The sequence below is a fragment of the Tabrizicola soli genome, assembly GCF_015999335.1.
GTDB lineage: Bacteria > Pseudomonadota > Alphaproteobacteria > Rhodobacterales > Rhodobacteraceae > Tabrizicola > Tabrizicola soli.
This window is the reverse complement of the sequence record NZ_JAEACP010000011.1, coordinates 98473-125037: the sequence shown is the minus strand read 5'-3', so window position 1 is coordinate 125037 and position 26565 is coordinate 98473. Positions and strand designations below refer to the sequence as shown.

Below are 26565 nucleotides of genomic sequence, written 5' to 3'. Positions count from 1 at the left end.
TAGGTCGGGGTCCGCCCCGCCGCCCCCCCCCCCCCCCCCCCGCCCCGCCGCCCCCCCCCCCCCCCCCCCCCCCCCCCCCCACTCCGCCGCCGGAACCATCACCGCCAGCCCCTCGGCGGTGATCTGCTCGACCACGCGCTTGCGGGCCTCGTAGCGGTCGAGGCCGCGCAGCTCGTCGGGGACGAGGTTCAGGGCGTCGATCTCGGATTCGGTCAGGGTGACGGGCTGCTCGGCGATGCCGGGGGTGGCGTAGCCCCTGGCGACCAGCCAGGCGCGGGACATGCGGCCCGCGATCCCGGCGGCCTCGGCATAGGGAAGGCCGTCGGCGCGCATCCGGGCGCGGGTGTCCATCAGGCGGTAGCAGGGGATGCCGGCGCGCCTGGCCACGGCGTAGTCGTTGAAGTCGTGCGCCCCGGTGATCTTCACCGCGCCGGACCCGAACGCCGGGTCGGGATACTCATCCGTGATGATCGGGATCAGGCGGCGGTGCTCCTTGGGCCCGACCGGGATTTCGCAGAGTTTCCCGACGATTGGCGCGTAACGCTCATCCGATGGGTGAACCGCGACCGCGCCGTCGCCCAGCATGGTCTCGGGCCGGGTGGTGGCGATGGCGATATAGTCGCGAGTCTCGCGGAGGGTGACGTTGCCCTCGGCGTCCTTCTCGACATATTCATAGGTCTCGCCGCCCGCGAGCGGGTATTTGAAGTGCCACATATGGCCCGGCACCTCGATGTTCTCGACCTCGAGGTCGGAGATCGCGGTCTCGAAATGCGGGTCCCAGTTCACCAGCCGCTTCCCGCGATAGATCAGGCCCTTGGAGTAGAGATCGACGAAGACCTTGATCACCGCGTCGTGGAAATTGCCCTCTTCGCCGGCGGGGGCTCCGGGAGCGCCCGACATGGTGAAGGCCTCGCGGTCCCAGTCGGCGCTGGCGCCCAGGCGCTGCAGCTGGCCGATGATCGTGCCGCGCGACTTCTGCTTCTGCTGCCAGACGCGGGCCAGGAAGGCTTCGCGCCCCATGTCGCGGCGCGAGGGCTCGCCATGCGCGGCCATCTCGCGCTCGGTCACCATCTGGGTCGCGATCCCGGCATGGTCGGTGCCGGGCTGCCAGAGCGTGTCATGCCCCTGCATCCGGTGCCAGCGGGTCAGGATGTCCTGCAGCGTGTTGTTGAAGGCGTGGCCCATGTGCAGCGAGCCGGTCACGTTCGGCGGCGGGATCATCACCGAGAAGGCCGGCGCGCCCGGACGCGCATTCGCCCCGGCGCGGAAGGCCCCGGCCTCGAGCCATTGCTTGTAGATCCGGGCCTCGGCCTCGGCGGCGTTGAAGGTCTTTTCCATCGGCATGGCACATTCCCCCGCGCGGCCCTGTCTCGGGCGGGTTCTAACCCGCCCGGCGCGGAAGGGGAAGCGGCAGAACCGGGGTCAGGAAAGCTCCAGGATCGGGGAGAAACCGCCGTAGACCATCCGCTTGCCGTCGAAGGGCATCTCCATGTCCTGCGGCATCTCGGCCATCATCCTGGCATAGGCCGCGTCCCGGGTGGCCTTGTCGGGCCAGGTCATCCAGCACAGGACCACGGTCTCGCCCTCCTGCAGGTCCACCGCGCGGCGGAAGTCGGTCTGCTTGCCCTGCGGAACGTCGTCGCCCCAGCCCACGACCAGCGCGCGCGCGCCCATGTCGCGGAAGGTCGGCCACCATTTCGCCTCATGCGCGCGGTAGGCCTCCTTGTCGGCATCGCGCACCGGGATCAGGAATCCGTCCATATACATCGTCACCTCCTTGTCACAGGCGTGCAGAACGCGCGCCGCCGGAAATGGTTCCCGTCAGACCGCCCGGTCGATCCGGGTCGAGAGGTGGATCAGGCTTTCCGAACTGCGCACCCCCGCCATGGCCCCGATCTGGTCCAGCACCTGGTCCAGCACCTGGGTGTTGGGGCAGGCGACCTGCACCAGGAAGTCGAATCGGCCCGAGGTGGTGAAGACCCGCTCGATCTCGGCGATCGACTTGAGCCGGGTCAGCACCGCCGCCTGCGAGCGCGGCTCGATGGTGAGGAGCACGCTGGCCCGCAGGCGGCCCTCGCGCGCGGCCTCGCCGAGTTTCAGGGTGTAGCCCGCGATGATTCCGCTGGTCTCCAGCCGCTCGAGCCGGGCCTGGATGGTCGAGCGCGCCACCTTCAACCGGCGCGAGAGCGTGGCCACCGACATCCGCGCATCCGCGCCGAGCAGGCCAATGATGTTGCGATCCAGTTCGTCCATTCAATCTGCCATGGTTTTCGTCAATATAACGAGGTTCGACCGCATTTATACAGTTTTGTTCGGTGAGTTTGTAACCCATATGCGGCATCCTCATTTGCAGGAAAAGGGCGGCTCATACGCACCTGGCCTGGTTCACTTGAAACCACGCTGGTGCCCGGTCCCGCAAATGCAATGGGAAGGGCGAAGCGTCTTGTTGGCAAAGGGAAATACGCCGATGGGACTCTCCAAGACGATCTGGACCAATCCGACCGAATATCTGAAGAACCAGCAGCCGGAGAACCCGGTGCTGTTCTTCGCGCCCTCGGCCGCGCAGGCGGCGGCGCGTCGGTTCATCGACGGTTTTCCGGGCCTGGTGACCTATGCGGTCAAGTCGAATCCGGGCGAGGCGATGGTCGAGAACCTCGCCGCCGCGGGGATTCGCGGCTATGACTGCGCCTCGCCCTTCGAGATCGACCTGATCCGCCGCCTCGCCCCCGATGCGGCGATCCATTACAACAACCCGGTGCGTGCCCGGCACGAGATCGCCCATGCGGTCGAGCGCGGGGTGAAGTCCTACAGCGTCGATTCGAAATCCGAGCTGGCCAAGCTGATCGAGATGGTGCCCGCCGAGGGGACCGAGATTTCGGTGCGCTACAAGCTGCCGGTCGCCGGCGCGGCCTACAACTTCGGCGCCAAGTTCGGCGCGACGGTGGAACTGGCGGTCGAGCTTCTGAAAGAGGTCGCGGCGGCGGGCTATATCCCCTCGCTGACCTTCCATCCCGGCACGCAATGCACCGATCCCCACGCCTGGGAGGCCTATATCCGCGAAGGCGCGAAGATCGCCACGGCGGCGGGGGTGACGCTGGCGCGGCTGAACGTCGGCGGCGGCTTCCCCAGCCACCGGATGTCGGCGATCCTGCCGCAGCTGGAGGAGACCTTCCAGCTGATCGACCGCGTCACGACCGAGGCCTTCGGCGCCGACCGCCCGCTTCTGGTCTGCGAGCCGGGCCGGGCGCTGTGTGGCGATGCCTATGCGCTGGCCGCCCGGGTCAAGGCGCTGCGCGACGGCAGCCATGTGTTCCTGAACGACGGGGTCTATGGCTCGCTGACCGAGCTGCCGATGATCGGCGTGATCGACCGGATCGAGGTCCTGTCGCCCGAGGGCGAGAAGCGCCGGGGCGAGGCGGTGCCGCGCATCGTCTTCGGCCCGACCTGCGATTCGGTCGACCGGCTGCCGGGCGAGATTCCGCTGCCCGCGGACCTGGCGGAAGGCGACTTCGTGGTCTGGCAGGGGATGGGGTCCTATTCCACCGTCACCAATACCCGCTTCAACGGGTTCGGCGATGTGCAGATGGCGACGGTCCTGTCGCTGAAGCTTTGAAAAGCCAGTGATTAGCGGCGCCCGGCTGGACAAATCCGGCCGGGCCATTAGCCTTCGCCGGGCGGAGGTGCGTGGATGCAACAGCTCAAGTTCGGCCTGGCCCAGCCGCTGAAGCGGCGCGAGGATGCGCGCTTCCTGACCGGGCGCGGGCGCTATGTCGCCGACCTGATCCCCGAGGGGGCGCTCTGGGCGGTCTTCCTGCGCTCGGACCATGCGCATGGCGAGATCCTGGCGCTGGACGGGACCGCGGCCCGCGCCATGCCCGGCGTGCATCTGGTGCTGACGGCCGGGGACCTCTTGGCGCGGGGCGTCAGGCTGGGCATGAAGGGCGAACGGGTCAAGGGCCGCGACGGGCAGCACGGGCAGGGGCCGGAGCGGCCGGTCCTGGCGCAGGGACGGGTGCGCTTCGTCGGCGAGGCCCTGGCCATGGTGGTCGCCGATACGCCGGAGACGGCGCGGGATGCGGCCGAGGCGATCCTTTATGATATCAGGGACATGGAGCCCGTTCTTCATCTGGAGTCGCGGGATCCGGCGATCCATCCGGAGGCGCCCGGCAACCTGGCGCTGGACTATGGGTTCGGCGACGAGCCTGGCACCGAGGCGGCGCTGGCGCGCTCGGCCCATCGCGTCGCGCTGGAGGTGGTGCACAACCGCGTCACCGCCGCCCCGATGGAACCCCGCGCGGCCTTCGCCGAATGGGACGGCGAGCGGCTGCATCTCTGCGTCAACGGCCAGGGCGTCTGGGGCCAGCGCAACGAGCTGTCGCGGATGCTGGACCTGCCGCGCGAGAGGGTCCGGGTGACCAATCCCGACGTCGGCGGCGGCTTCGGGATGAAGGCGATGACCTATCCGGAATACGTCGTCCTGGCCGAGGCCGCCCGCGCGCTGGGGCGGCCGGTGGCCTGGGTCTCGACCCGGACCGAGGGGATGCTGAGCGACAACGCCGGCCGCGATCTGGTGGCGCGGGCCGAGCTGGGCTTTGACGCCGACCATCGGATCACGGCCTATCGCGTCAACCTCGTGTCAAACCTTGGCGCCTACAATTCGCAATTCGGGCAGGGCATCCAGACGGAGCTTTTCGCGAAAGTGCTGACCGGCGTCTATGACATCCCCGTGGCGTCCCTTGCGGCGCGCTGCGTCTATACCAATTCCGTCCCGATCGACGCCTATCGCGGCGCCGGGCGGCCCGAGGCGATCCTGACCATCGAGCGCGCGATGGACCATGCCGCGCGGGTGCTGGGGGCCGATCCGGTGGAACTGCGGCGGAAGAACGTGATCCGCCGCTTTCCCCATGTCACGCTCGAGGGCGAGGTGATCGACGGCGGCGATTTCGCGGGGCTTCTGGACACGGTCGCCCCGCGTGCGGCGGGCTATGCCGGACGCGCGGCGGCAAGCCGGGCGAAGGGCCTTCTGCGCGGCCTCGGCGTCGCCGCCTATATCGAGGCGATCCTGGGCAGCCCGGAGGAGATCGCGCGGCTGGTGCTGGAGGAGGACGGCGGCGCCACGCTTTACGTCGGCACCCAGTCGAACGGGCAGGGGCATGAGAGCGTCTACTCCCGCTTCGTCAGCGAATCGACCGGGATCCCGCAGGAACTGGTCCGGGTGGTCGAGGGCGACAGCGACCGGATCGCCAGGGGCGGCGGCACCGGCGGCTCGCGCTCGGTCACGGTGCAGGGAACGGCCACGCGGGCGACGGTCGGCGCGATGATCGGGGCCTTCGAGGATTTCCTGGCCGGGGAATGGGAGGCCGCCGAGGTTTCCTTCGCCGAGCACCGCTTCGTCGCCCCCGGCACCAACCACCGCATCACCCTGGCCGAGGCGGCGGCGCTGGCCCGGGCGAGGGGGCGGCCGGACCTGATCGACCGCAGCGAGAAGATCACGCTGGAGGGCCGCTCTTTCCCGAACGGCGTCCATCTGGCCGAGGTCGAGATCGACCCCGAGACCGGGAAGCTGACGCTGGACCGTTATTCGGTGGTGGACGATTTCGGCGTGCTGGTCGCGCCGAACCTGGTCGAGGGGCAGGTGCATGGCGGGGTGGCGCAGGGTTTCGGCCAGGCGGTGACCGAATGGCTGGTGCAGGACGGCGGCGGGCAGGTGGTGACGGCCAGCTTCATGGACTATGCCATGCCGCGCGCGACCGACCTGCCGATGATCCGGTTCGCCGAACAGGGCGTGCCGACCCGCACCAATCCCCTGGGCATGAAGGGCTGCGGCGAGGCGGGAACCGTCGGCGCGCTCGGCGCGATATCCAATGCGGTCCGCGATGCGCTGGCGCCGCTGGGAGTGAGCAAGGTGGACATGCCTTTCACGCCGTCCCGCCTCTGGACCTGGATCGAGGAGGCCCGCCACGCGTCTTCTTGACCGCCTGCGCCGCTTTCTCCGCCGGGACGTCGAGGTCACGACGGAACCCGCGCCCGCCCCCGAACCGGGGCGCGGGCGGGGCCGGGTCGATCATGTGGTGATCCTGGACGGCACGCTCTCCTCGCTCGAGCCGGGGCAGGTGGGCAATGCGGGGCTGTTGTTCCAGCTTCTGCAGTCCATGGGCCCCACCGCGAACCGGCGGCTTTATTACGAGCCCGGCATGCAATGGGAGGGCTGGCTGCGCGGCCTTGCGCTGATCGAGGGCCGGGGCGTCTCGCCGCAGATCCGCCGCGCCTATGGCTGGCTGGCCTCGGGCTATCGCGAGGGGGACCGGATCTTCCTGTTCGGCTATTCGCGCGGGGCTTTCGCGGTCCGCTCGCTGGCCGGGGTGATCGACCGGGTCGGGCTCTTGAAGCGCGAACACGCGACCGAGCGGGCGGTGACGCTGGCCTGGCGGCATTACGAACGCGCGCCGCACAGCCGGGCCGCCCAGGCCTTTGCCCGCCGCTTCTGCCATGCGGAGGCCCCGATCGAGATGGTAGGGGTCTGGGATACGGTGAAGGCGCTGGGGCTGCGCCTGCCGTTCTTCTGGCTGTTCAGCGCCGACCGCTACGCCTTTCACAGCCACCACCTCGGCGCGTCGGTCCGGCACGGCTTCCATGCGCTGGCCCTGCACGAGACCCGCATGGCCTTCGAGCCGGTGCTCTGGGAATGTCCGCCCGGCTGGGAGGGCAATGTCGAGCAGGTCTGGTTCCGCGGCGCGCATGGCGACATCGGCGGCCAGATCGGCGGGCTCGAGGCGGCGCGGCGGCTGTCGAACCTGCCGCTGGTCTGGATGCTGGAGCGGGTCGAGGCGCTGGACCTCGCCCTGCCCGAGGCCTGGCGCGCGCGCTATCCCTGCGATCCGGAGGCGCCGATGGTCGGAACCTGGCGGCACTGGGGCAAGGCCTTCCTCTGGCGGCGGCGGCGGGTCATCGGCCGCGACCGCTCCGAGCGGCTGCACCCCACCGCAATGAAAGCCGCCGCCGGGCGCTGGCCCAGCGGCGTTCCGGCGGAATGACGCGTGCCTTCAGCGGTGGCGCAGGTCGACGTAGTCGCGCTGCGCCGGGCCGATGTAGAGCTGGCGCGGGCGGCCGATCTTCTGGTTCTTGTCGGCGATCATCTCTTTCCACTGGCTGATCCAGCCCACGGTGCGCGAGATCGCGAAGATCGGGGTGAACATCGAGGTCGGGAAGCCCATCGCCTCGAGGATGATGCCCGAGTAGAAGTCGACGTTCGGGTAAAGCTTCTTCGAGACGAAATATTCGTCCTCCAGCGCGATCCGCTCCAGTTCCTTGGCGACCTGGAGGAGGGGATTGTTCTCGATCCCGAGCAGCCCCAGCACCTCGTCCGCCGATTCCTTCATCACCTTGGCGCGGGGATCGAAGTTCTTGTAGACCCGGTGGCCGAAGCCCATCAGGCGGAAGCCCGAGTTCTTGTCCTTGGCCTTGGCGATGTATTCCGGGATCCGGTCGACGGTGCCGATCTCCTTCAGCATCTCCAGGCAGGCCTGGTTCGCCCCGCCATGCGCCGGGCCCCAGAGGCAGGCGATGCCGGCCGCGATGCAGGCGAAGGGGTTCGCGCCCGAGGATCCCGCCAGCCGCACGGTCGAGGTCGAGGCGTTCTGCTCGTGGTCCGCATGCAGCATCATGATGCGGTCCATCGCCTTTTCCAGGATCGGATTGACCACGTAATCCTCGGTCGGGACGGCGAAGCACATCTGCAGGAAGTTGCCCGAATAGCTCAGCGCGTTCTTCGGATAGACGAAGGGCTGGCCGACCGAATACTTGTAGGCCATCGCCGCGATCGTCGGCAGCTTGGCGATCATGCGGATCGCCGCGACCTCGCGCTGCCAGGGATCGGAGATGTCGGTCGAATCGTGGTAGAAGGCCGCCATGGCGCCGACCACGCCCACCATCGTCGCCATCGGATGCGCGTCGCGGCGGAAGCCGCGGAAGAAATAGTGCATCTGCTCATGCACCATGGTGTGGCGGGTCACGCGCTGGGTGAAGTCGGCCAGCTGCGCGGCGGTCGGCAGTTCGCCGTAGAGCAGCAGGTAGCAGACTTCGAGATGCGTCGATTTCTCGGCCAGCTGCTCGATCGGATAGCCGCGATACAGAAGCTCGCCCTTGTCGCCGTCGATATAGGTGATCGCGCTTTCGCAGGCGGCCGTCGAGGTGAAGCCCGGGTCGAAGGTGAAGACATCCGCCTCGCCATAGAGCTTGCGGATATCCAGCACGTCGGGGCCGAGAGTGGGTCTGTGCACGGGAAGATCATAGGTATTCCCGTTGAGGTTGAGCTTGGCGACGTTGTCCGACATGGTTCTCCCCGGTCATGGCGGGTCGTCCCATGCCGGGGCGGCCCATGGCTATCCTGCACCCCGGCTGGGGCGGCTTCAAGACCGGGGGCGCAACCTCAGATGGCGTCCAGCAGCCTTGCGACGGTTTCCTCGCGACCGATGGCTAGCATCATGTCGTAAACGGAAGGTGTAACGCTGCGGCCCGCGATCGCTGCCCGCAGGGGCGCGGCGAGCTTGCCGAAACCGATGCCGTTTTCCGCGGCGATCTCGGTCAGGATCGGCTCGAGTGCGTCCTTGGTCCAGCTAGCAGTTTGCAGGCGCGGCGTCAATGATTTCAGTATACCACGGGATACCGTATCCAGCGCGGCCTCGGCCTTCTCGTCGCGCAGCACCGGGCGCGAGATCATCAGGAAATGTGCTTTTTCAAGCAGTTCCGGGAAGGTCTTCGCGGATTTCTTCAGGAAGGGCAGCGCCAGGACCATCCGTTCATGTTGCGCCCCGGTCAGAGCCGGGCGGTTCGCGGCGGCCAGATAGGCCTCCAGTTCATGCAGCAGCGCGGCATCTCCGGCCATCGCCATGTGATGGCCGCAGGTGTTCTCGAGCTTCTTGAAATCGAGCCGCGCCGGGGCCCGCCCGATGCCGGAGAGGTCGAACATCGCCATAGCTTCTTCGCTGGTGAAGATCTCGGCATCGCCCTTGGCCCAGCCGAGCCGGGTGAGGTAGTTGCGCATCCCCGCCGCAGGATAGCCCATCGCCTGGTATTCCTCGACCCCGGTCGCGCCGTGGCGTTTGGAGAGCTTCTTGCCGTCCGGCCCGTGAATCAGCGGGATATGCGCCCAGACCGGCACCTGCCAGCCCATCGCGTCATAGACCATCTGCTGGCGCGCGGCGTTGTTCAGGTGGTCGTCGCCCCGGATCACATGGGTGACGCCCATGTCGTGATCGTCGACCACCACCGCCAGCATGTAGACCGGCGTCCCGTCCGAGCGCAGGACGATCATGTCGTCCAGCGTCTCGTTCCGGATCACCACACGGCCCTGCACCTCGTCCTCGATCACCGTCTCGCCGCTGCGCGGGGCCTTCATGCGGATGGCAAAGGGCGCGTCGGGATGGGTCGCGGGATCGGCGTCGCGCCAGGGCGAGAGGAACACCGGATAGCGTCCCGCAGCCTCCTCGGCCGCGCGGAAGGTGGCGATTTCTTCCTGAGTACTGAAGCACTTGTAGGCCGTTCCTCGCGCAAGCATCTCATGCGCTACCTCGGCGTGACGGTCGCGGCGTTCGAACTGGCTGACGACATCGCCGTCCCAGTCGAGGCCGAGCCAGGTCAGCCCGCGCAGGATCGCTGCCGTCGCCTGCGGCGTGGAGCGCTCGCGGTCGGTATCCTCGATCCGGAGGAGGAACTTGCCGCCGCGGCCGCGCGCGTAAAGCCAGTTGAACAGCGCTGTCCTGCCGCCGCCGATGTGCAGATAGCCCGTGGGCGAGGGCGCGAAGCGGGTGACGACGGGAGAGGACATCGGGATTAACCTTTCGGAAACCAGGCGGCGCCTAGACTGGCGGAGGGTTTAGGCAATCGCGGGGTGGGAGACAAGGTGGCGCTGGTCCGGCTGATGCGTGCGCCGCTTCTGGGGCTTCAGGCGGCGCGGGGGACGCTGTTCCCCTGGATCGCCGTCCTGATGGGCTGCGGCATCGCGCTCTGGTTCGCCCAGGGCGGCGAGCCGGGGCCGGGGGCCTATGCGCTGGCGGCGCTGGGGCTGGCGGCGGCCACGGGCCTCGCCGCGCGCGGGCCCGAGCTTGCGCGGCCCCTGGCCATCGGCCTCGCGGCGCTGCTGGCGGGCTGGCTGGCGGCGGGGATCCGGGCCCATTCCCTGGCCGCGCCGATGTTGGAGTTCCGCTATCACGGCCCGGTCGAGGGGCGGATCGTCGATATCGACCGCTCGCAATCCGATGCGCTGCGCCTGACGCTGGACCGGGTGGTCCTGCGCGAGGTCGCGCCCGACCGCACCCCGGCCAGGGTCCGCATCTCGCTGCAGGAGGCGCAGGACTTCCTCATCCCGGCCCCCGGTCAGCTGGTGATCCTGACCGCCACCCTCGCCGCGCCGCAGGGTCCGGTCGAACCCGGCGGCTTCGACTTTCGCCGCATGGCCTTTTTCGACCGGCTGGGGGCGGTCGGCTATACGCGGACCCCGGTCCTCCTGCTGGAGGAGCCCGAGGGCGGCGCGCTGCCGATCGACCGGCTGCGCCGCTGGCTGACGCAACGGATGCTGGCGCGGATGGAGGGACAGGCGGGGGCCTTCGCGGCCGGCGCGATGACCGGCGACCGCTCGGCGATCACCGAGGAGACGGTGCGGGCGCTGCGCGATTCGTCGCTGGCGCATCTGCTGGCGATCTCGGGGATGAACATGGCCTTCCTCACCGGCTTCGTCTTCGCGCTCCTGCGCTACGGGCTGGCGCTGGTCCCGTTCCTGGCGCTGCGGGTGAACAGCAAGAAGGTGGCGGCGGTGGCAAGCCTTGGCGTGGCGCTGTTCTACCTCCTGCTCTCGGGCGCGAATGTCGCGACCGAGCGGGCCTTCATCATGATCGCGGTCGTCCTCGGGGCCGTGCTCCTGGACCGCCGCGCGCTGTCGCTGCGGTCGGTGGCGGTGGCGGGCATGATCCTGCTGGCGCTGAAGCCGGAAAGCCTGCTGGAACCCGGTTTCCAGATGTCCTTCGCCGCCACCATCGCGCTGATCCTGGGCTTCGGCGCGCTGGAGGGCAGCATCTACCGCGAGCGGGTGCCGCGCTGGCTGATGCCGGTCTTCACGCTGGTTTTGTCCTCGCTGATCGGGGGGCTTTCGACCGCGCCCTACGCGGCGGCGCATTTCAACCGCTTCACCGATTACGGGCTGGTCGCGAACCTCCTGACCGTGCCGGTGATGGGGGCGGTGATCATGCCCGCCGGGGCGCTGGCGGCGCTGCTGGCGCCGCTGGGCCTCGCGGGCCTGCCGCTCTGGGCGATGCAGCAGGGCGCGCGCTGGATCCTGTTCGTCGCGCATTGGATCGCGGGGCTGGAGGGGTCGGTGACGGCGATCCCGGGGCCGGGGCCATGGGTCCTGCCGCTGTTCACGCTCGGCGCGATCTGGGCGATCCTCTGGCGCGGCTGGTGGCGCGGTCCGGGACTGGCGGCGGCGGTGCTGGCGCTGGCTCTCTGGAGCGGGGGGGAGCGGCCGGATCTGCTGATCTCGGGCGATGGCCGGCTGGTCGGCCTTGCGGGACCGGAGGGGCGCGCGCTCTCGGCCGCGCGGGGCGGCGGCTTCGCGGCGGAAAGCTGGCTGGAGAACGACGGCGACCTGGCGGGGCAGGAGCGCGCGGCGGCGCGGCCGGGGTTCCAGGGCGCCAAGGGCGAGCGGCGGTTCCAGCTTGCCGGGCGGCGGATGGTCGCGCTGTCGGGCAAGGGGGCGCTGGCGCGGCTGGCCGGGGCCTGCGCCACGGCCGATCTGGTGATCCTGGCCGAACGGGCCGAGGAGGTGCCGGAGGGCTGCCCGCTGATCGACCAGCGCATCCTGCGCGAGACCGGGCCGCTGGCGCTGTGGACGGTGGGCGACGCTTTGGCGATCACGGTGACGCAGGACGCCAGCCGTCTCTGGTCGCCGCCCGTCCGCCCGGTGCGGCTGCCAAGGCCCTAGTAGCTGCGGATCAGCCCCACGAGCCGGCCCTGCACCTTGACCAGATGGTCGGGGAACACCCGCGTCTCGTAGGCCGGGTTCGCGGCTTCGAGCGCGATCATGTTGCCGCGGCGGCGGTAGCGTTTCAGCGTGGCCTCGTGATCCTCGACCAGGGCCACGACGATATCGCCGTTCTCGGCCGTCGACTGCTCGCGGATCACGACGATGTCGCCGTCGTTGATCCCGGCGTCGATCATGGAATCGCCCTTGACCTCGAGCGCGTAGTGCTGGCCCTTGCCGGACAGCATCGAGCCCGGCACCGCGACGTGGTGCGAGACCTCGGAGATCGCCTCGATCGGCACGCCGGCGGCGATGCGGCCCATCACCGGCAGTTCCAGCGCATGGACGGTGGAGACCGGCAGCGCGCCGCGCGGCGGATCGACCCGGTCGCCGGCGATCACCTTGGGTGAGAAGCCGGGTCTCTCCATCGCCTCGGGCAGTTTCACGATTTCCAGCGCGCGGGCGCGGTGGGCGAGGCGGCGGATGAAGCCGCGTTCTTCCAGCGCGGTGATCAGCCGGTGGATCCCCGACTTCGAGCGCAGGTCCAGCGCATCCTTCATCTCGTCGAACGAGGGCGGCACCCCGTCGCGGTCCATCCGTGTCTTGATGAAGTCCAGAAGTTCCAACTGCTTGCGTGTCAGCACGGCCAGATCCCCACATCATGAGTTAACACAATGTTCTGCCCGTGTTCCCGGTTTGTGTCAAGAATTATCGACGGGCGGCTAAAGCGGGAGGTAGGGCACGGTGTCCCCGGCGCGACAGGGCGGGGCGTCGACCGGGCGGATCAGCAGGGCGTCGGCCTGGCCCAGGATCGACAGAAGCGCCGAATCCTGGCGGTCGAAAGGGCTGATCGCCGGTCCCGCGGCCAGCCGCGCCCGCATGTAATGCGCGCGCGGGCCGTTCGCGGGCAGATCGACGGTCAGCCGGGCCTCGCGCGGGACGGGGGCCGCGTCCGGGCGGCCCAGCATCGCGCGGACCATGGGCAAAAGGAAGAGATGCCCGCAGACGATGGCCGAGACCGGATTGCCCGGCAGGCCGAGCATCGGCACGCCGTTCAGCCGGCCCGCCATCAGCGGCTTGCCCGGACGCATCGCCACCTTCCAGAAATCGGCCGCGAAACCGGCCGCCCGGCCGACGAGGTCGTGGTCGCCGACCGAGGCGCCGCCGATGGTGACGATCAGGTCCGCGCCCTCGGCCAGGCCGAGGACGGTTTCCAGCTCCGCCTCGGTGTCGCGCGCGATCGGCAGCATCCGCGCCAGGCCGCCCTCGGCCTCGATCATCGCCTTCAGCGCAAAGCCGTTCGAGGCGATGATCTGGTCCGGTCCCGGCTCCTCGCCCGGCATCACCAGCTCGTCTCCGGTGGCGACCAGCGCCACCACCGGGCGCCGCGTCACGGTGACCTGCGCCACGTTCATCGCCGCCAGGAGGGCGAGGTCGTTCGGCCGCAGGAGGCGGGGGGCCAGGCTGTCTCCGGCGCGGAAATCCTGTCCGCGCGGCCGGATGTTCGCGCCGCCATCGGCGCCGGTCAGGGTGATCCGGTCGCCCTCGCGGCGCACGTCCTCCTGGATCACCACCCGGGTCGCGCCCTCGGGCACCGGGGCGCCGGTGAAGATCCGCGCGGCCTCGCCCGGCCCGATCGTCCCGGCGAAGGCATGGCCCGCGCCCGCCTCGCCCACCACGAGGAAGCTGTCGCCGACGGCGGGATCGCCCGCGACCGCGTAGCCGTCCATCGCCGAGGCCGGGAAGGGCGGCTGGTCGCGCCGGGCGGTGGCGGGGACGGCCATCCAGCGCCCGGCGCCTTGCGCCAGCGGCACGGTTTCGGGGGGAAGCACCTGGGCCAGAGCCAGGCAGCGGGCCAGCGCATCTTCGACCGAAATCATCACTCCGCCTCGTAACGTCCTGATTTTCCGCCATCCTTCAGGATCAGGCGAATGCCGTCGATCACCATCGACTTCTCGACCGCCTTCACCATGTCATAGACCGTCAGCGCCGCGACCGAGACCGCGGTCAGCGCCTCCATCTCGACGCCGGTCTGGCCCGAGGTCTTGACCGTCGCCTCGATCCGCACCCCCGGCAGGGCGGGGTCGGCCACCAGTTCCAGCGCGACCCTGGTGATCGGCAAGGGGTGGCAGAGCGGGATCAGGTCGGAGGTCCTTTTCGCCGCCATGATCCCCGCCAGCCGTGCCACGGAGAGGACATCGCCCTTCTTCGCCCGGCCTTCCGAGACCAGCGCCAGGGTCTCGGCACGCATCCGCACCGCGCCCACGGCGACGGCCATCCGGTCGGTCACCGGCTTGTCCGAGACATCGACCATATGGGCCTGGCCCCGGTCGTCGAAATGCGACAGCCCGCTCATAGCCCGCCCTGCGCGGTCAGGGGTTTGGCCAGGATCGCCCTGGTCGCGGCGGTCACGTCGTCCTGCCGCATCAGGCTTTCGCCGATCAGGAAGCAGCGCGCGCCGTATTGCGCGAGATCGGCGAGGTCGTCGCAGGTGTGAAGTCCGCTTTCGGCGACGATGATCCGGTCCTCGGGCACCCGGCGGGCCAGGCGGCGGGTGGTATCGAGCGACACTTCGAAGGTGTGCAGGTTGCGGTTGTTGATCCCGATCAGCGGCGATTTCAGCAGGGCGGCGCGGTCAAGCTCGGCCTCGTCATGCACCTCGATCAGCACGTCCATCCCGAGTTCGAAGGCTGCGGCCTCGAGTTCGGCGGCCTGGGCATCGTCGAGCGAGGCCATGATGATCAGGATGCAGTCGGCGTTCAGCGCGCGGGATTCGACCACCTGGATCGGGTCGTAGAGGAAATCCTTGCGCAGGCAGGGCAGGGTGACCGCATCATGCGCGGCGACGAGAAAATCGTTCGCCCCCTGGAACGAGGGGCCGTCGGTCAGCACGGAGAGGCAGGCCGCCCCCCCGGCCGCATAGGCGCGGGCCAGTTCGGGTGGGTCGAAATCGGCGCGGATCAGGCCCTTGGAGGGGCTGGCCTTCTTGATCTCGGCGATCAGCCCATAGCCGCTGGCGGCGGCATCGCGCAGGGCGCGGGCAAAGCCGCGCGGCGGGGCGGCGGAGCGGGCGGCGGCCTGCAGGTCGGCCAGCGGGCGCGCGGCCTTGAGCGCGGCCACCTCGTCAAGCTTGTAGGCCTTGATACGGTCGAGAATCGTGCTCATGGGCCCCCCTCAGGCGTTCGTCAGGCGGCGGAGCGCGTCGACCTTGCCGCGCGCGGCGCCGGAATCGATCGACTCGCGGGCCAGCGCCACGCCGTCGCGCAGGGTTCCCGCCTTGTCGGCCACCACCAGTGCTGCGGCCGCGTTCAGCAGGACCGCGTCGCGATAGGCGCCCGGCGCCCCGTCCAGGAGCGCGCGGAAGGCGACCGCGTTCTCGGCCGGGGTGCCGCCCAGGATCGCCTCGAACGGATGCGGGGCGAGGCCCGCATCCTCGGGGTGGAGGGTGAAATCGCGGACGGCGCCGTTCTCGACGGCCGAGACCGAGGTCGCGCCGCAGATGGTGATCTCGTCGGTGCCGTCCGAGCCGTGGACCAGCCAGGCTTTCTCCGACCCCAGGGTCAGGAGGGTCTCGGCCATCGGCCGGATCAGCGCGTCCGAAAAGGCCCCGGTCAACTGGCGCCTGACCCCGGCGGGGTTGGTGAGCGGGCCGAGGATGTTGAAGATCGTCCGCGTCCCCAGTTCCGAGCGGACCGGCATCACATGCCGCGTCGCGGGATGGTGCATCGGCGCCATCATGAAGCCGATCCCGGCCTCGGCGAGGCAGCGTTCCACCACCTCGGGCGGGACCATCACGTTCAGGCCCATCTCGGTCAGCGCGTCGGCCGAGCCGGACTTGGACGAGAGGTTCCGGTTGCCGTGCTTGGCGACGGTGACGCCCGCGCCGGCCACGACGAAGGCGGTGGCGGTCGAGATGTTCAGCGTCCCCTTGCCGTCGCCGCCGGTGCCGACGATGTCGATCGCGCCCTCGGGGGCCGTCACCGGGTTGCATTTCGAGCGCATCACCGTGGCGGCGGCGGCGTATTCATCCACCGTCTCGCCCCTTGTGCGCAGCGCCATCAGGAAGCCCCCCATCTGGGCCGGCGTGCCCTCGCCCTCGAAGAGCGCGGTGAAGGCGGCCTCGGCCTCGGCACGGGTGAGGGGGCGGTTGGCGGCGATGCCGATCAGGGGTTTCAGGACCTCGCTCATGCCGGCACCGTGAGGGCGCGGGCCTCGTCGAGGAAGTTCCGCAGGAGCTGGTGGCCGTGCTCCGAGGCGATCGACTCGGGGTGGAACTGCACGCCCTCGATCAGGTGGCTGCGGTGGCGCAGGCCCATGATCGTGCCGTCCTCGAGCCAGGCGGTGATCTCCAGCTCGGGTGGCAGGCTGTCGCGGTCGACGACGAGGGAATGGTAGCGGGTTGCCTGGAAGGGCGAGGGCAGGCCGCGGAAGACGCCCTTTCCGGAGTGATGCATGGTCCCCATCTTGCCATGGACGATCTCGTGGCAGCGGACGACCTTGCCGCCGAAAGCCTCGCCGATGGTCTGGTGGCCGAGACAGACGCCGAGAAGCGGGATGCCGGCCGTCGCGGCGGCGCGGGTGAGCGGCAGGCAGATCCCGGCTGCGGCGGGGTCGCAGGGGCCGGGAGAGAGGACGATCATCTCGGGCCTGAGGGCGAGCGCGTCCTGGACCTCCAGCGCGTCGTTCCGCTTGACGACCACCTCTGCGCCAAGCTCGCCCAGATAGTGGACGAGGTTCCAGGTGAAGCTGTCGTAGTTGTCGATCAGGAGGAGCATGGGCGTAACCTTCGGGCCGGTCAGGGCTGGTTATCGCCGATGCGGGGGACGGTGTAAACCGGGGTTCGGCGCGGCCGTCTACGCCGGGCCGGATTGGCGGGCTTGGGAAATCAATGGGTTGGCTGTGGGGGTTCGGCCGGGCGTGAGCCTGGGGGCTGCTCGTCGATGCACTTCGTGCACTCCTCGCGGCGGCCGGCGCGGCGGCAGCGGGGCGGCTGCGGGCATCCGGGTGGCTCGCCCTGGCGCGCCATCGGCTTCCCGCGGGAAATGTTCGCGAAGGGTCTACTCGTGGCGGATCAGGTCATCCTCGCCGAGATAGCAGCCGGTTTCCACCGCGATCAGCGTCACCGGCAGGCGGCCGGGGTTCTCCAGCCGGTGCGGCAAGCCGAGCGGGATATGCACCGCCTCGCCCTCGCCGACGAGGCGGGAGTGCCGGTCCAGCGTGACCTCGGCCGTGCCCTCGACCACCACCCAGTGTTCCGAGCGGTGCAGGTGGGATTGCAGCGCGGTCGCGCCGCCGGGATCGAGGCGGAGGGAGCGCACCCGGAAGCGGGAGCCCCGGGCGATGGCGGTCGGCGTCACCTCCGGGGCCGGAGCGAGGGCGGCGCCCGCTGCCTCGGCAAAGCCCTTGCGATGCGATCCGTCCATGATCCTGTCCCCATGTTCCCTGCCGGAAGGCTCACCGGGGAATGGTTAGCGGCGGGTTAACGCCGTCGGGCGATTTCGGGGCATTTCCGGGGCCGTTGTGTCCGGAGTCCGCTGGCGGCCTCCCACCCCCGGCCCCTCCCCACGAGGGGGAGGGGAGGCGCTGGCCGCGGCGGCGGGCGCAATCGTCAGGCTTCGCGCGGGACGAGGCGGCGGATGCCTCCGGCGGGGATATTTTGGCAAAGATGAATGGGCTGGGTGCGGTCTCGTTCAGGTCCAGTCAAGCACCACCTTGCCGGAGAGGCCGGAGCGCATGGCGGCGAAGCCCTGCTGGAACGCGTCCACCTTGAAGCGGTGGGTGATCACCCGGCGGATGTCGAGGCCGTTTTCCAGCATGGCGATCATCTTGTACCAGGTCTCGAAGATTTCCCGGCCATAGACGCCCTTGATGGTGATCGCCTTGAAGACGATGCGGGACCAGTCCACCGGCGACTTGCCGGGCGGGATGCCGAGCATGGCGATGCGGCCGCCCATCACCATATGCTCGACCATCTGGTCGAGGGCCTGTTGGCTACCCGACATCTCCATGCCCACGTCGAAGCCCTGGGTCATGTGCAGGCCGGAGTAGACCGATTTCAGGTCGGTAGTGGCGACATTGACCGGCACCACGTCGGCCACCTGTCCGGCGAGGTCGAGGCGGGCCTGGTTGATGTCGGTGATCACCACATGCCGCGCGCCGACATGGCGGGCGACGGCGGCGGCCATGATGCCGATGGGACCCGCGCCGGTGATCAGCACGTCCTCGCCGATCAGATCGAAGCTGAGGGCGGTGTGGACGGCGTTGCCGAGCGGGTCGAGGATCGCGCCGATCTCGTCGTCGATGGCGTCGGGCAGGGGGACGACGTTGAAGGCCGGCAGGCGCAGGTATTCGGCGAAGGCGCCGGGTTCGTTGACGCCGATGCCGCGGGTTTCCGGGTCGAGGTGGAACTTGCCGGAGCGGCTCTGGCGGCTGGTCTTGCCGATCAGGTGGCCCTCGCCCGAGCAGCGCTGGCCGAGGGTCAGGCCCTCGACATTGCGGCCGATCTCCACGATCTCGCCGGCGAATTCGTGGCCGGTGACGAGGGGGACGGGCACGGTCTTTTGCGCCCAGGCGTCCCAGTTCCAGATATGGATGTCGGTGCCGCAGATCCCGGTCTTGTTTATCTTGATCAGCACGTCGTCGGGGCCGATCTCGGGCACCGGGCGGCGTTCCATCCAGAGGCCGGGTTCGGGACGGGCTTTCACCAGGGCTTTCATGTCGTTTGCGCCACCGACCGGCGCGGGCTTCTCGTTGGTCATTTCAGCACTCCGGTGGCCTTGCCGGCCTGGGTGAAGGCGTCGAGGGCGAAGTCGAGGTCGTCCTTCGTGAGGGCGGCGTTCATCTGGGTGCGGATGCGGGCCTGTCCTTTCGGGACGACGGGGAAGAAGAAGCCCGCGACATGGATGCCCCGCGCGTTCAGGTCGGCGGCCATGGCTTGCGCGAGCTTGGCGTCGCCCAGCATGACGGGGACGATGGGATGTTCGCCCGGCAGGAGGGTGAAGCCGGCGGCGGTGAGGCCCGCGCGCCAGTATTCGGCATTGGCGGCGAGGCGGGCGCGCAGGTCGTCGGCCGCCTCCACGATGTCGAGCGCGGCCAGCGCGGCGCCGACCACGGCGGGGGGGAGCGCGTTGGAGAAGAGATAGGGCCGGGCGCGCTGGCGCAGGAGGTCGATCACCGGCTGCGGCCCGGCGATGTAGCCCCCCAGGGCCCCGCCGAGCGCCTTGCCGAGCGTGCCGGTGAGGAGGTCGACCTGCACCCCGGCGCGGGCCGGGGTACCTGCACCCTTCGGGCCGGTGAAGCCGGTGGCGTGGCAGTCGTCGACCATCACCAGCGCGCCGTAAGCATCGGCAAGAGCGCGGATTTCCGGCAGCTTGGCGTAATAGCCGTCCATCGAGAAGACGCCGTCGGTGGCGATCATCAGGAAGCGGGCGCCGTCGGCGCGGGCCTGTTTCAGCTGGGCCTCGAGATCGGCCATGTCGCTGTTGACGTAGCGGTAGCGCCTGGCCTTGCAGAGGCGGATGCCGTCGATGATCGAGGCGTGGTTCAGGGCGTCGGAGATGACGGCGTCTTCCGGGCCGAGGAGGGGCTCGAAGAGGCCGCCGTTGGCGTCGAAGCAGGCGGCGAAGAGGATCGAGTCGTCGTGGCCGAGGTAGTGCGCGAGGCGGGTCTCCAATTGCCGGTGCAGGTCTTGCGTGCCGCAGATGAAGCGGACGCTGGCCATGCCGAAGCCGTGGTCGTCCATCGCGGATTTGGCGGCGGCGATCAGGCGGGGGTCGGAGGCGAGGCCGAGGTAGTTGTTGGCGCAGAGGTTCAGCATCTCGCGCCCCGCCATCCGCACATGCGCGCCCTGAGCGCCTGTGATCAGCCGTTCGCGCTTCATGAGCCCCTCGGCCTCGATCCCCGCCAGGGTGGCGGCGATGTGCTCCAGGAACGCGGCCTTGTCCGTGGGGGCGTCCGTCATGGCAGAATCCTTTCCGGTTTGGCGGAATGTGGCAGCGAGCGAGGTTCGTGTCAATATGGCGGAAACATATCCCTTAAAGCGGATGCGGCTTCCTCTTGGCGAAAATACTCCACGGGGGGTGCGGGGGGTGTGAAACCCCCCGCTGCAACGGGTCAACTGTCCTGGACGATCAGGATCGCGCGGGCCGTGCCTTCGGCGGCGATCTCATGCGCGCGATCGGCGGGATAGCGGGCGACGTCGCCGGGGCCGAGCCGCTCGCCGGCCTCGCCCGAGGTGACGGTCAGGCGGCCCTCCAGCACGGTCAGATGCTCGCGGCAGCCGGGGGAATGGGCTTCGGAGGCGAGTTTCGCGCCCTTTGCGAACACCAGTTCGTAGACCTCATGCGTGCCGACCGATTCCGGGGCCGAGAGGATGCGGATCTTCACCCCGGCGCGGTCGATCACCGGGGCGGCGGCGGCGCGGGTGACGTCGATGCCGGGGGCGGGGCGGCCCTCGAGGAGGCCGGCGAAGTCGAGTTGCAGGGCCCGGGTCAGGGCCCAGAGCGTGGCCACGGTGGGCGAGGATTCGCCGCGTTCGATCTGGCTGACCATCGAGCGGGAGACGCCGGAGAGCTTGGCGGCGGCGTCGAGGGACAGGCCCCTTGCCTTGCGGGCGGCGCGGAGCGAGGCGGCGAGGCGGTCGTGGATGTCGGAGCGGTCGGCCATGCGCCATGGTGGCGGGGAAGGGCGGGGGCGTCAATCCATGCGCCCGGCGGCCCGTCGATGACGGCGTCACTCCCCGCGAGGGGGCCTGGCGACGGTTTCGCCATTCTCGCGGGGGGCTCGTCGATGACTGCGTCACTCCTCGCCCGGCGACGAGAAGACGAAGTCGAACGAGGAGCGGTCAGGTGCCGCAATAGGTGACGTACTGGCCGAAGCCGGACGGAGCGGGGAGCATGTAGGCTTCGCTTTCGGTGAAGGGCTGCCGGATCGCGGCGAGAAGGGCGCGGAAGGGGGCCATGTCGCCTTGGGTCGCGGCGGCGAGGGCTTCCTCGACCTTGTGGTTGCGCGGGATCACGGCGGGGTTGGCTTTCGCCAGCCGTTCGACGGCGCCATTCCCGGCGCGGGCGCGCCAGCGGGGGAGCCAGGCTTCCATCCGGGAGAAATCCTCGAAGAGCGGGCGCAGCGCGGCCGTGTCGTCCAGGCGGCGGAAGGTCAGAGTCCAGTCGGCGCCCTGCATCGCCGGCAGCAGGTCCTCGGCCAGCGTGGCGTCGCCTGCGTCCTCGCCCGCCAGCCCCAGCTTGCGGCGCATCACCGCCAGCCACTCGGCCCGGTAGCGCGGGGCGATCCCGGCGAGGCGGTCGTTGGCGATCTCGACCGCGCGGCCCTCGTCGCGGTCGAGGAGCGGCAGCAGGGTCTCGGCCAGCCGGGCGAGGTTCCAGCCGAGGATCAGCGGCTGGTTGGCATAGGCATAGCGGCCCTGGCGGTCGATCGAGGAGAAGACGGTGCCGGGGGCGTAGCCCTCCATGAAGGCGCAGGGGCCGTAGTCGATGGTCTCGCCCGAGATCGCCATGTTGTCGGTGTTCATCACGCCATGGATGAAGCCGAGCCCCATCCATTCGGCGATGAGCCGGGCCTGCCGGGCGATGACGGCGTCGAGGAAGGCGAGGTAGGGAGCGTCGGCCCCGGCAAGCTCCGGGTAATGCCGGGCGATGGCATAGTCGGCGAGCGCCTTCACCTTTTCCTGGTCGCCGCGGGCGGCGAAGAACTGGAAGGTGCCGACGCGGATATGGCTCGCGGCGACGCGGGCGAGGACCGCGCCGGGAAGCTTCGTCTCGCGCCAGACCTCCTCGCCCGTCGCCACCACGGCCAGGGCGCGGGTCGTGGGCACCCCCATCGCGGCCATGAAGTCCGAGATCAGGTATTCGCGCAGCATCGGGCCGATGACCGCCTTGCCGTCGCCGCCCCGCGCGAAGGGCGTCCTGCCCGAGCCCTTGAGCTGCAGGTCGAAGCGGCGGCCGTCGGGGGTGAGGATCTCGCCCAGGAGATGCGCGCGGCCGTCGCCGAGCTGGGGCGAGAAGCCGCCGAACTGGTGTCCGGCATAGGCCTGGGCGATCGGGTCCGCGCCGGGCGGCAGGGCGGCGCCGGAGAACCAGTCGCGCGCCTGCGCATCCGTGAGGTCGAGGCCGAGGTCGGCGGCAAGCGGGCGGTTCAGCGCCAGAAGCCGGGGCGCGGGCGCGGCATCGGGCGGGACGCGCAGGAAGCTGCCCGGCAGATCGCGCGCCCAGCTGTTGTCGAAGGCTATGGTCATCGTGACATCCCGGGGGCCGGTCCAGAAGTCTACAGATAGCCCGGCAACCCGCCTGCGCAAGCGGTGCTAATGGACGTTGTGGACCGAAACCAGCCGGTAGCCCGGAACCATGGCCGTCCCCAGCCGCGCCGGAGCGGTCATGGCCCGCTTCTGGTAGGCGAAGGTCCAGAGCCCGGCCCGGCGCACGCCGACGACCGTCACATTGGGAAAATCGCCGTTCGCGATCGTGTAACCGGCCTTGCGCAGGGCCACGCCGGGCGTGGCCGCCCCCATGACCCGCTGCACCTCGCTGTCCATATGCCCTTGGTCGATCGGCAGGCCTTCTTCCCGGTCGCCGTCAGCATTGAAGGTGTTGTAATTCACATGCGCAACCCGCACCGTCCCGCCGATCCCGGCGGCGAAGGTGCAGCCGTTCATCGTGTCGGTGATGAAGAAATCGGCCTTGTCGCCGATGACCATCGTCTTGGTCGAGTTCGGCTGCCAGGGCAAGTAATAGCCGAGATAGCCACCCAGCCCGGCCGGCGCGATTTCCCAGCAGGGCATCGGCACGCCGGTCTTGTTCAGGCATTGCACCCCCGGCTTCGGCCTCAGCATCAGCGGGATGACCTGGGCGGTGGCGTTCGGGCCGAAGGTCGCGGGATTGCCGCGCGCCTGCACGTTCAAGAGGCCCGAGGGCCAGAGGGCATTCGACTTGAGAAAGGTTTTCGGATGGAGAACAAGCTCTGACATCGATGGCATGGCGGATCCCTGCGATTGGGTGCTGCAACGAAAGCGAAGCCGGTGCCCCAGCGTCAGGCAGAAGGCGCCGGGCTGTCAAAGGGATTCGACTCTGCCGGGGTCGACAGGGACAAGGTTCCGTCTGTGGAGGGATGGTCGGGGCGGCGGGATTCGAACTCGCGACCTACGGTACCCAAAACCGTCGCGCTACCAGGCTGCGCTACGCCCCGACTGTGCCTCCCATAGCGGGAAGCTGAGGGAATGAAAAGCCTTCAGCCGCCACAGGGCCAGGCGGCCATGGCGGCGGGGATCGCGGGATGGCGCAGCTCGGTCCCCGGCACGATGCCGAGCTTTGCGGCCAGGCCTCCGTTGATCTCGAGCACATAGACCACGCCTTCGCCGCCGTCGACCGGGGTAAGGTCGCCGGGCACCGCGTCGGAATGGACCCGGGTGACGGTGCCGCTGGCATCGGCGAAGATCATGTCCAGCGGAATCAGCGTGTTCTTCATCCAGAAGCGGGCGTGGCGGGGGCCTTCGTAGACGAAGAGCATTCCCCGGTCCGCCCCCATGCTGTCGCGGAACATCAGGCCTTGCGCGCGCTCGTCCGCGTCATCGGCGATCTCGACGGCGAAGCTTTCGCCCCCGCCGGGCCAGCGCAGGTCCAGCCGGTCGGGGGCGCAAGCGGCCTCGGCCCGCGCGGCACCGGGCAGGAAGGCACCGGGCAGCGCGAGCAGGAGGATGGCAATGCGGGTGAAGCGCCGCATCAGGCGTGGTCACGCGTGGCGGATTCCCAGGACAGGACCTGGACCGCCATGCGGCCGCGACGGCCCTCGATGATGCGCAGGGCCACGGCCTCGCCGGCGGCGAGGTCGGCAAAGCCCGACACGCGCAGCACCTCGGCGTGAATGAACACGTCCTCGGGCCTGCTGAAGACATTGGCGAAGCCGAAGCCCTTGCCCTTGTCGAACCATTTCACCCGCGCCGGCTCGAGCGCCAGCGCGAGGATGTCGGCGCCGACCAGCTGGTCGGCCTCCTCGCCCAGGGGAAAGACCGCGCCCTCGGGCGGGTCGATCCTGACCACTTCGACAGCCTGGACCCCGCGCTGCGTCCGCTGGACACGCACGATGATCCCGGCCCCGTCCGCCACCGAACCCTGCCCGAAGTTCCGAAGAACGTTCGCATGCAGGAGGATATCGGATTCGGACTGGTCCGAAACGATGAAACCGAAACCCTTGGAAGGATCAAACCACTTAACGCGACCATGCACTTCCTGCATGACCTCTTCGTCTTCCGTCATATTCAGAGCCTTCTCCCCAGAATGAGCCCCTTAGCCCGCACAGATGCGGCCAAGTTTGCTCCGGGTTCAAGGGGGAATCCTCATGAACCCGAATTTGGGGTTTCGATGTTCGTGAAAACTAGGGGTTTAACCGCTCAACAAACCAGCCATCTTCTACATGATTGCGTAGCCACCGGAAACGATCATGCAACCGGAAGGCGCCATCAGCCCAGAATTCTACCTCAAGTGGAAGAATTCGGAAACCACCCCAATAGGGCGGGCGGGGCGGATTCGGTCCCTTGGTGAGCGCGACCTTCGCCGCCTCGGCCATCAGCGCCTCACGCGAGGAGAGGGGCTGCGACTGCTGGCTGGCCCAGGCCCCGAGGCGCGACTTCAGGCTGCGGCTGGCGAAATACTCGTCGGCCCGCGGCCCGTCCTCGCGCGTCACCAGTCCGCGGACGCGGATCTGGCGACGCAGCGACTTCCAGTGCATGACGAAGGCCGCCTTGCCCGAGGCCGCGATCTCCTGGCCCTTCTTCGAGCCGTAGTTGGTGTAGAAGACGAAGGCGCCGCCGCCCTTGCCGCCGACCTCGATCTCCTTCAGCAGCACCATCCTCACGTTCGGCAGCCCGTCCGCATCCGCCGTCGCCAGCGCGATGGCATTGGGATCGTTGGGCTCTTGCGCCTCGGCCTCGGCCAGCCAGGCGCGGGCCAGCACGAAGGGATCTTCGCCTGCGAAGATGCCGCTGCGGTCCATGCGGAAACTCCTTCCCCTGGCGAAAAGGTGCTGCCTTGAAGCAGGGTCCCTCTTCGCCTACACGTCATTCTCGACGACAAGGTGGGCAAGGGGTCAGGAATGTCAACCGGACTGATGCAGGGCAAGCGCGGGCTGATCATGGGCCTGGCGAACGACAAGTCCATCGCCTGGGGCATCGCCCAGGCCGTGGCCGAGCAGGGCGCGGAGCTTGCCTTCAGCTACCAGGGCGAGCAGCTGAAGAAGCGGGTCGAGCCGCTGGCCGCTTCGCTTGGCACGCCAAAGCTGTACGAATGCGACGTGGCCAGCGACGACAGCATCGACGCGCTGTTCGGCGCGCTGCGGGCGGAATGGGGGCAGCTGGATTTCCTGGTCCATGCCATCGGTTTCGCCGACAAGAACGAGCTTCGCGGCCGCTATGTCGACACCTCGCGCGCGGGCTTCGGGCTGGCGATGGACATCTCGGTCTATTCCTTCACCGCCGTCTGCCAGCGCGCGGCGGCGATGATGGCGCCGGGCGGGAGCCTGCTGACGCTGACCTATTACGGTGCGGAGAAGGTGATGCCGCATTACAACGTGATGGGCGTGGCCAAGGCGGCGCTGGAGGCCTCGGTCAAGTATCTGGCCGAGGATCTGGGCAAGGACGGGATCCGGGTCAATGCGATCAGCGCCGGGCCGATCAAGACGCTGGCCGCCAGCGGCATCGGCGATTTCCGCTACATCATGAAGTGGAACGAGCTGAACAGCCCGCTGCGCCGCAACGTGACGCAGGAGGAAGTGGGCAAGGCCGCGCTTTACCTCTTGTCCGATCTCGGCTCGGGCACCACGGGCGAGAACCTGCATGTCGACGCGGGCTATCACGCGGTCGGCATGAAGGCGATCGAGGCGCCGGACATCGACCTGCTGCAAGGCCGGAAAGAGGGCGGCCAGTGAGCCTGGCGGCCTTTCTGGCCTTTGCGGGGCTGGTGCTGTTTGCGGTGGTTTCCCCTGGTCCCGCCGTCCTCATGTCAGCCCGGACCGGGCTGACCGAGGGGTTCCGGACCGGGGCCATGCTGGCGCTGGGCATCGCGTCGGGCGCGGTGGTCTGGGCGCTTGCGGCGATGTTCGGGCTGCACCTGATCTTCGACGCGGCGCCCTCGCTGCTCTGGGCGCTGAAGATCGGCGGGGCGGGGTATCTGATCTGGATGGCCTGGCACCTGTGGCGCGATGCCGAAAAGTCTTTCATCGCCGAGGATGCGCGGCCCGTGCCGCGCTCACCGTTCATGGCGTATCGGCTGGGGCTCTGGACCAACCTGTCGAACCCGAAGGCGGTGGTCATTTATTCCTCGATCTTCCTTGGCACGATCAATCCGGACACCCCCACCTGGGTGCTGGCCTGCCTGATCCTTCTGATCCTGGTCGCCGAGACCGCCTGGAACAGCCTTGTCGCCCGCATCTTCTCGATGGACCGGACGCGGGCAGTCTACATCAGCCTGAAAACCGTGATCGACCGCTGCTTCGGGGCCGCGCTGGCCCTGCTGGGCGTCAAGATTGTCGCTACCTGAAGGAGGAGATCC

General features: G+C 69.1%; 26 protein-coding genes and 1 tRNA gene. 6 read left to right on the top strand and 21 right to left on the bottom strand.

What is annotated here, in order from left to right; translation table 11 throughout:
- The 3 genes from I7S92_RS11895 to I7S92_RS11885 all read right to left on the bottom strand — a co-directional run.
- A partial coding sequence (locus I7S92_RS11895) for a class I tRNA ligase family protein (RefSeq protein ID WP_197644392.1) occupies window positions 1-1344 on the bottom strand: 1344 nt, incomplete at its 3' end.
- 78 nt (window positions 1345-1422) lie between these two features.
- Window positions 1423-1767 (bottom strand): DUF1428 domain-containing protein, encoded by a 345-nt coding sequence (locus I7S92_RS11890; protein WP_197644390.1) that lies wholly within the window; start codon window positions 1765-1767, stop codon window positions 1423-1425.
- Between the two features lie 54 nt (window positions 1768-1821).
- On the bottom strand, window positions 1822-2253 hold the full coding sequence (locus I7S92_RS11885; protein ID WP_197644388.1) for an Lrp/AsnC family transcriptional regulator: 432 nt from the start codon (window positions 2251-2253) through the stop codon (window positions 1822-1824).
- Window positions 2254-2467: 214 nt separating this feature from the next.
- On the opposite strand from I7S92_RS11885, the gene I7S92_RS11880 reads away from it, so the two are divergent.
- From I7S92_RS11880 to I7S92_RS11870, 3 genes are all read left to right on the top strand, one after another.
- A complete protein-coding gene (locus I7S92_RS11880; RefSeq protein ID WP_197644386.1) occupies window positions 2468-3613 on the top strand; it encodes a type III PLP-dependent enzyme in 1146 nt (381 codons plus the stop codon).
- Window positions 3614-3688: 75 nt separating this feature from the next.
- Window positions 3689-5974 carry a xanthine dehydrogenase family protein molybdopterin-binding subunit gene (locus tag I7S92_RS11875; protein ID WP_197644384.1) on the top strand — a complete coding sequence of 762 codons (2286 nt, stop codon included), beginning with the start codon at window positions 3689-3691 and terminating at the stop codon, window positions 5972-5974.
- Between the two features lie 4 nt (window positions 5975-5978).
- Complete coding sequence (locus I7S92_RS11870) at window positions 5979-7034, top strand: T6SS phospholipase effector Tle1-like catalytic domain-containing protein (protein ID WP_197644563.1); 1056 nt, start codon at window positions 5979-5981, stop codon at window positions 7032-7034.
- Window positions 7035-7043: 9 nt separating this feature from the next.
- Here the strand turns inward: I7S92_RS11870 and I7S92_RS11865 are convergent, their stop codons facing one another.
- On the bottom strand, window positions 7044-8333 hold the full coding sequence (locus tag I7S92_RS11865) for a citrate synthase (protein WP_197644381.1): 1290 nt from the start codon (window positions 8331-8333) through the stop codon (window positions 7044-7046).
- A gap of 95 nt (window positions 8334-8428) precedes the next feature.
- Window positions 8429-9826: a glutamate--tRNA ligase gene (gltX, locus tag I7S92_RS11860; protein ID WP_197644379.1), complete on the bottom strand. Its 1398-nt coding sequence runs from the start codon at window positions 9824-9826 to the stop codon at window positions 8429-8431.
- 93 nt (window positions 9827-9919) lie between these two features.
- On the opposite strand from gltX, the gene I7S92_RS11855 reads away from it, so the two are divergent.
- Window positions 9920-11974, top strand: coding sequence for a ComEC/Rec2 family competence protein (locus I7S92_RS11855; protein ID WP_197644561.1), 2055 nt, complete (start codon window positions 9920-9922; stop codon window positions 11972-11974).
- Here the strand turns inward: I7S92_RS11855 and lexA are convergent.
- The 16 genes from lexA to pdxH all read right to left on the bottom strand — a co-directional run bounded on the left by lexA (window position 11971) and on the right by pdxH (window position 25012).
- A complete protein-coding gene (gene lexA / locus I7S92_RS11850; RefSeq protein WP_197644376.1) occupies window positions 11971-12657 on the bottom strand; it encodes a transcriptional repressor LexA in 687 nt (228 codons plus the stop codon). The two genes, I7S92_RS11855 and lexA, sit on opposite strands and share 4 nt — an antisense overlap.
- A gap of 78 nt (window positions 12658-12735) precedes the next feature.
- Window positions 12736-13893 (bottom strand): molybdopterin molybdotransferase MoeA, encoded by a 1158-nt coding sequence (locus I7S92_RS11845; RefSeq protein ID WP_197644373.1) that lies wholly within the window; start codon window positions 13891-13893, stop codon window positions 12736-12738.
- Window positions 13893-14369, bottom strand: a complete 477-nt coding sequence (moaC, locus tag I7S92_RS11840) for a cyclic pyranopterin monophosphate synthase MoaC (RefSeq protein ID WP_197644370.1) — start codon at window positions 14367-14369, stop codon at window positions 13893-13895. The genes I7S92_RS11845 and moaC overlap by 1 nt, the downstream gene beginning before the upstream one ends.
- Window positions 14366-15178, bottom strand: a complete 813-nt coding sequence (trpC, locus tag I7S92_RS11835) for an indole-3-glycerol phosphate synthase TrpC (protein WP_197644367.1) — start codon at window positions 15176-15178, stop codon at window positions 14366-14368. Before trpC ends, moaC begins: the two co-directional genes overlap by 4 nt.
- A 9-nt stretch (window positions 15179-15187) precedes the next feature.
- A complete protein-coding gene (gene trpD / locus I7S92_RS11830; protein WP_197644364.1) occupies window positions 15188-16201 on the bottom strand; it encodes an anthranilate phosphoribosyltransferase in 1014 nt (337 codons plus the stop codon).
- Window positions 16198-16788, bottom strand: a complete 591-nt coding sequence (locus I7S92_RS11825) for an anthranilate synthase component II (RefSeq protein WP_197644362.1) — start codon at window positions 16786-16788, stop codon at window positions 16198-16200. The genes trpD and I7S92_RS11825 overlap by 4 nt, the downstream gene beginning before the upstream one ends.
- A gap of 282 nt (window positions 16789-17070) precedes the next feature.
- Entirely contained in the window at window positions 17071-17436 is a 366-nt protein-coding gene (locus I7S92_RS11820) for a cupin domain-containing protein (RefSeq protein ID WP_197644359.1), read from the bottom strand.
- A 267-nt stretch (window positions 17437-17703) separates the two neighbouring features.
- Window positions 17704-18729 carry an L-threonine 3-dehydrogenase gene (gene tdh, locus I7S92_RS11815; RefSeq protein ID WP_197644559.1) on the bottom strand — a complete coding sequence of 342 codons (1026 nt, stop codon included), beginning with the start codon at window positions 18727-18729 and terminating at the stop codon, window positions 17704-17706.
- A gap of 38 nt (window positions 18730-18767) precedes the next feature.
- Window positions 18768-19973 (bottom strand): glycine C-acetyltransferase, encoded by a 1206-nt coding sequence (gene kbl / locus I7S92_RS11810; protein WP_197644356.1) that lies wholly within the window; start codon window positions 19971-19973, stop codon window positions 18768-18770.
- Window positions 19974-20125: 152 nt separating this feature from the next.
- Window positions 20126-20677: a helix-turn-helix domain-containing protein gene (locus tag I7S92_RS11805; protein ID WP_197644353.1), complete on the bottom strand. Its 552-nt coding sequence runs from the start codon at window positions 20675-20677 to the stop codon at window positions 20126-20128.
- 178 nt (window positions 20678-20855) lie between these two features.
- A complete protein-coding gene (locus I7S92_RS11800) occupies window positions 20856-22262 on the bottom strand; it encodes a protein adenylyltransferase SelO (protein WP_197644351.1) in 1407 nt (468 codons plus the stop codon).
- 66 nt (window positions 22263-22328) lie between these two features.
- Window positions 22329-22991 (bottom strand): hypothetical protein, encoded by a 663-nt coding sequence (locus tag I7S92_RS11795; RefSeq protein ID WP_197644348.1) that lies wholly within the window; start codon window positions 22989-22991, stop codon window positions 22329-22331.
- 141 nt (window positions 22992-23132) lie between these two features.
- Window positions 23133-23209: transfer RNA gene (locus I7S92_RS11790), tRNA-Pro, on the bottom strand.
- Window positions 23210-23251: 42 nt separating this feature from the next.
- Entirely contained in the window at window positions 23252-23743 is a 492-nt protein-coding gene (locus I7S92_RS11785; RefSeq protein WP_197644345.1) for a DUF192 domain-containing protein, read from the bottom strand.
- The gene (locus tag I7S92_RS11780; protein ID WP_242070181.1) at window positions 23743-24276 is read right to left on the bottom strand and encodes a cold-shock protein; all 534 of its coding nucleotides are present in this window, start codon (window positions 24274-24276) and stop codon (window positions 23743-23745) included. Before I7S92_RS11780 ends, I7S92_RS11785 begins: the two co-directional genes overlap by 1 nt.
- 118 nt (window positions 24277-24394) lie before the next feature.
- Window positions 24395-25012: a pyridoxamine 5'-phosphate oxidase gene (pdxH, locus tag I7S92_RS11775; protein WP_197644342.1), complete on the bottom strand. Its 618-nt coding sequence runs from the start codon at window positions 25010-25012 to the stop codon at window positions 24395-24397.
- A gap of 99 nt (window positions 25013-25111) precedes the next feature.
- Between pdxH and fabI the strand changes: the two genes are divergently transcribed.
- The gene (gene fabI / locus I7S92_RS11770) at window positions 25112-25942 is read left to right on the top strand and encodes an enoyl-ACP reductase FabI (protein WP_197644340.1); all 831 of its coding nucleotides are present in this window, start codon (window positions 25112-25114) and stop codon (window positions 25940-25942) included.
- Window positions 25939-26553, top strand: coding sequence for a LysE family translocator (locus I7S92_RS11765; RefSeq protein WP_197644337.1), 615 nt, complete (start codon window positions 25939-25941; stop codon window positions 26551-26553). Before fabI ends, I7S92_RS11765 begins: the two co-directional genes overlap by 4 nt.
- The last annotated feature ends 12 nt before the right edge of the window (window positions 26554-26565 follow it).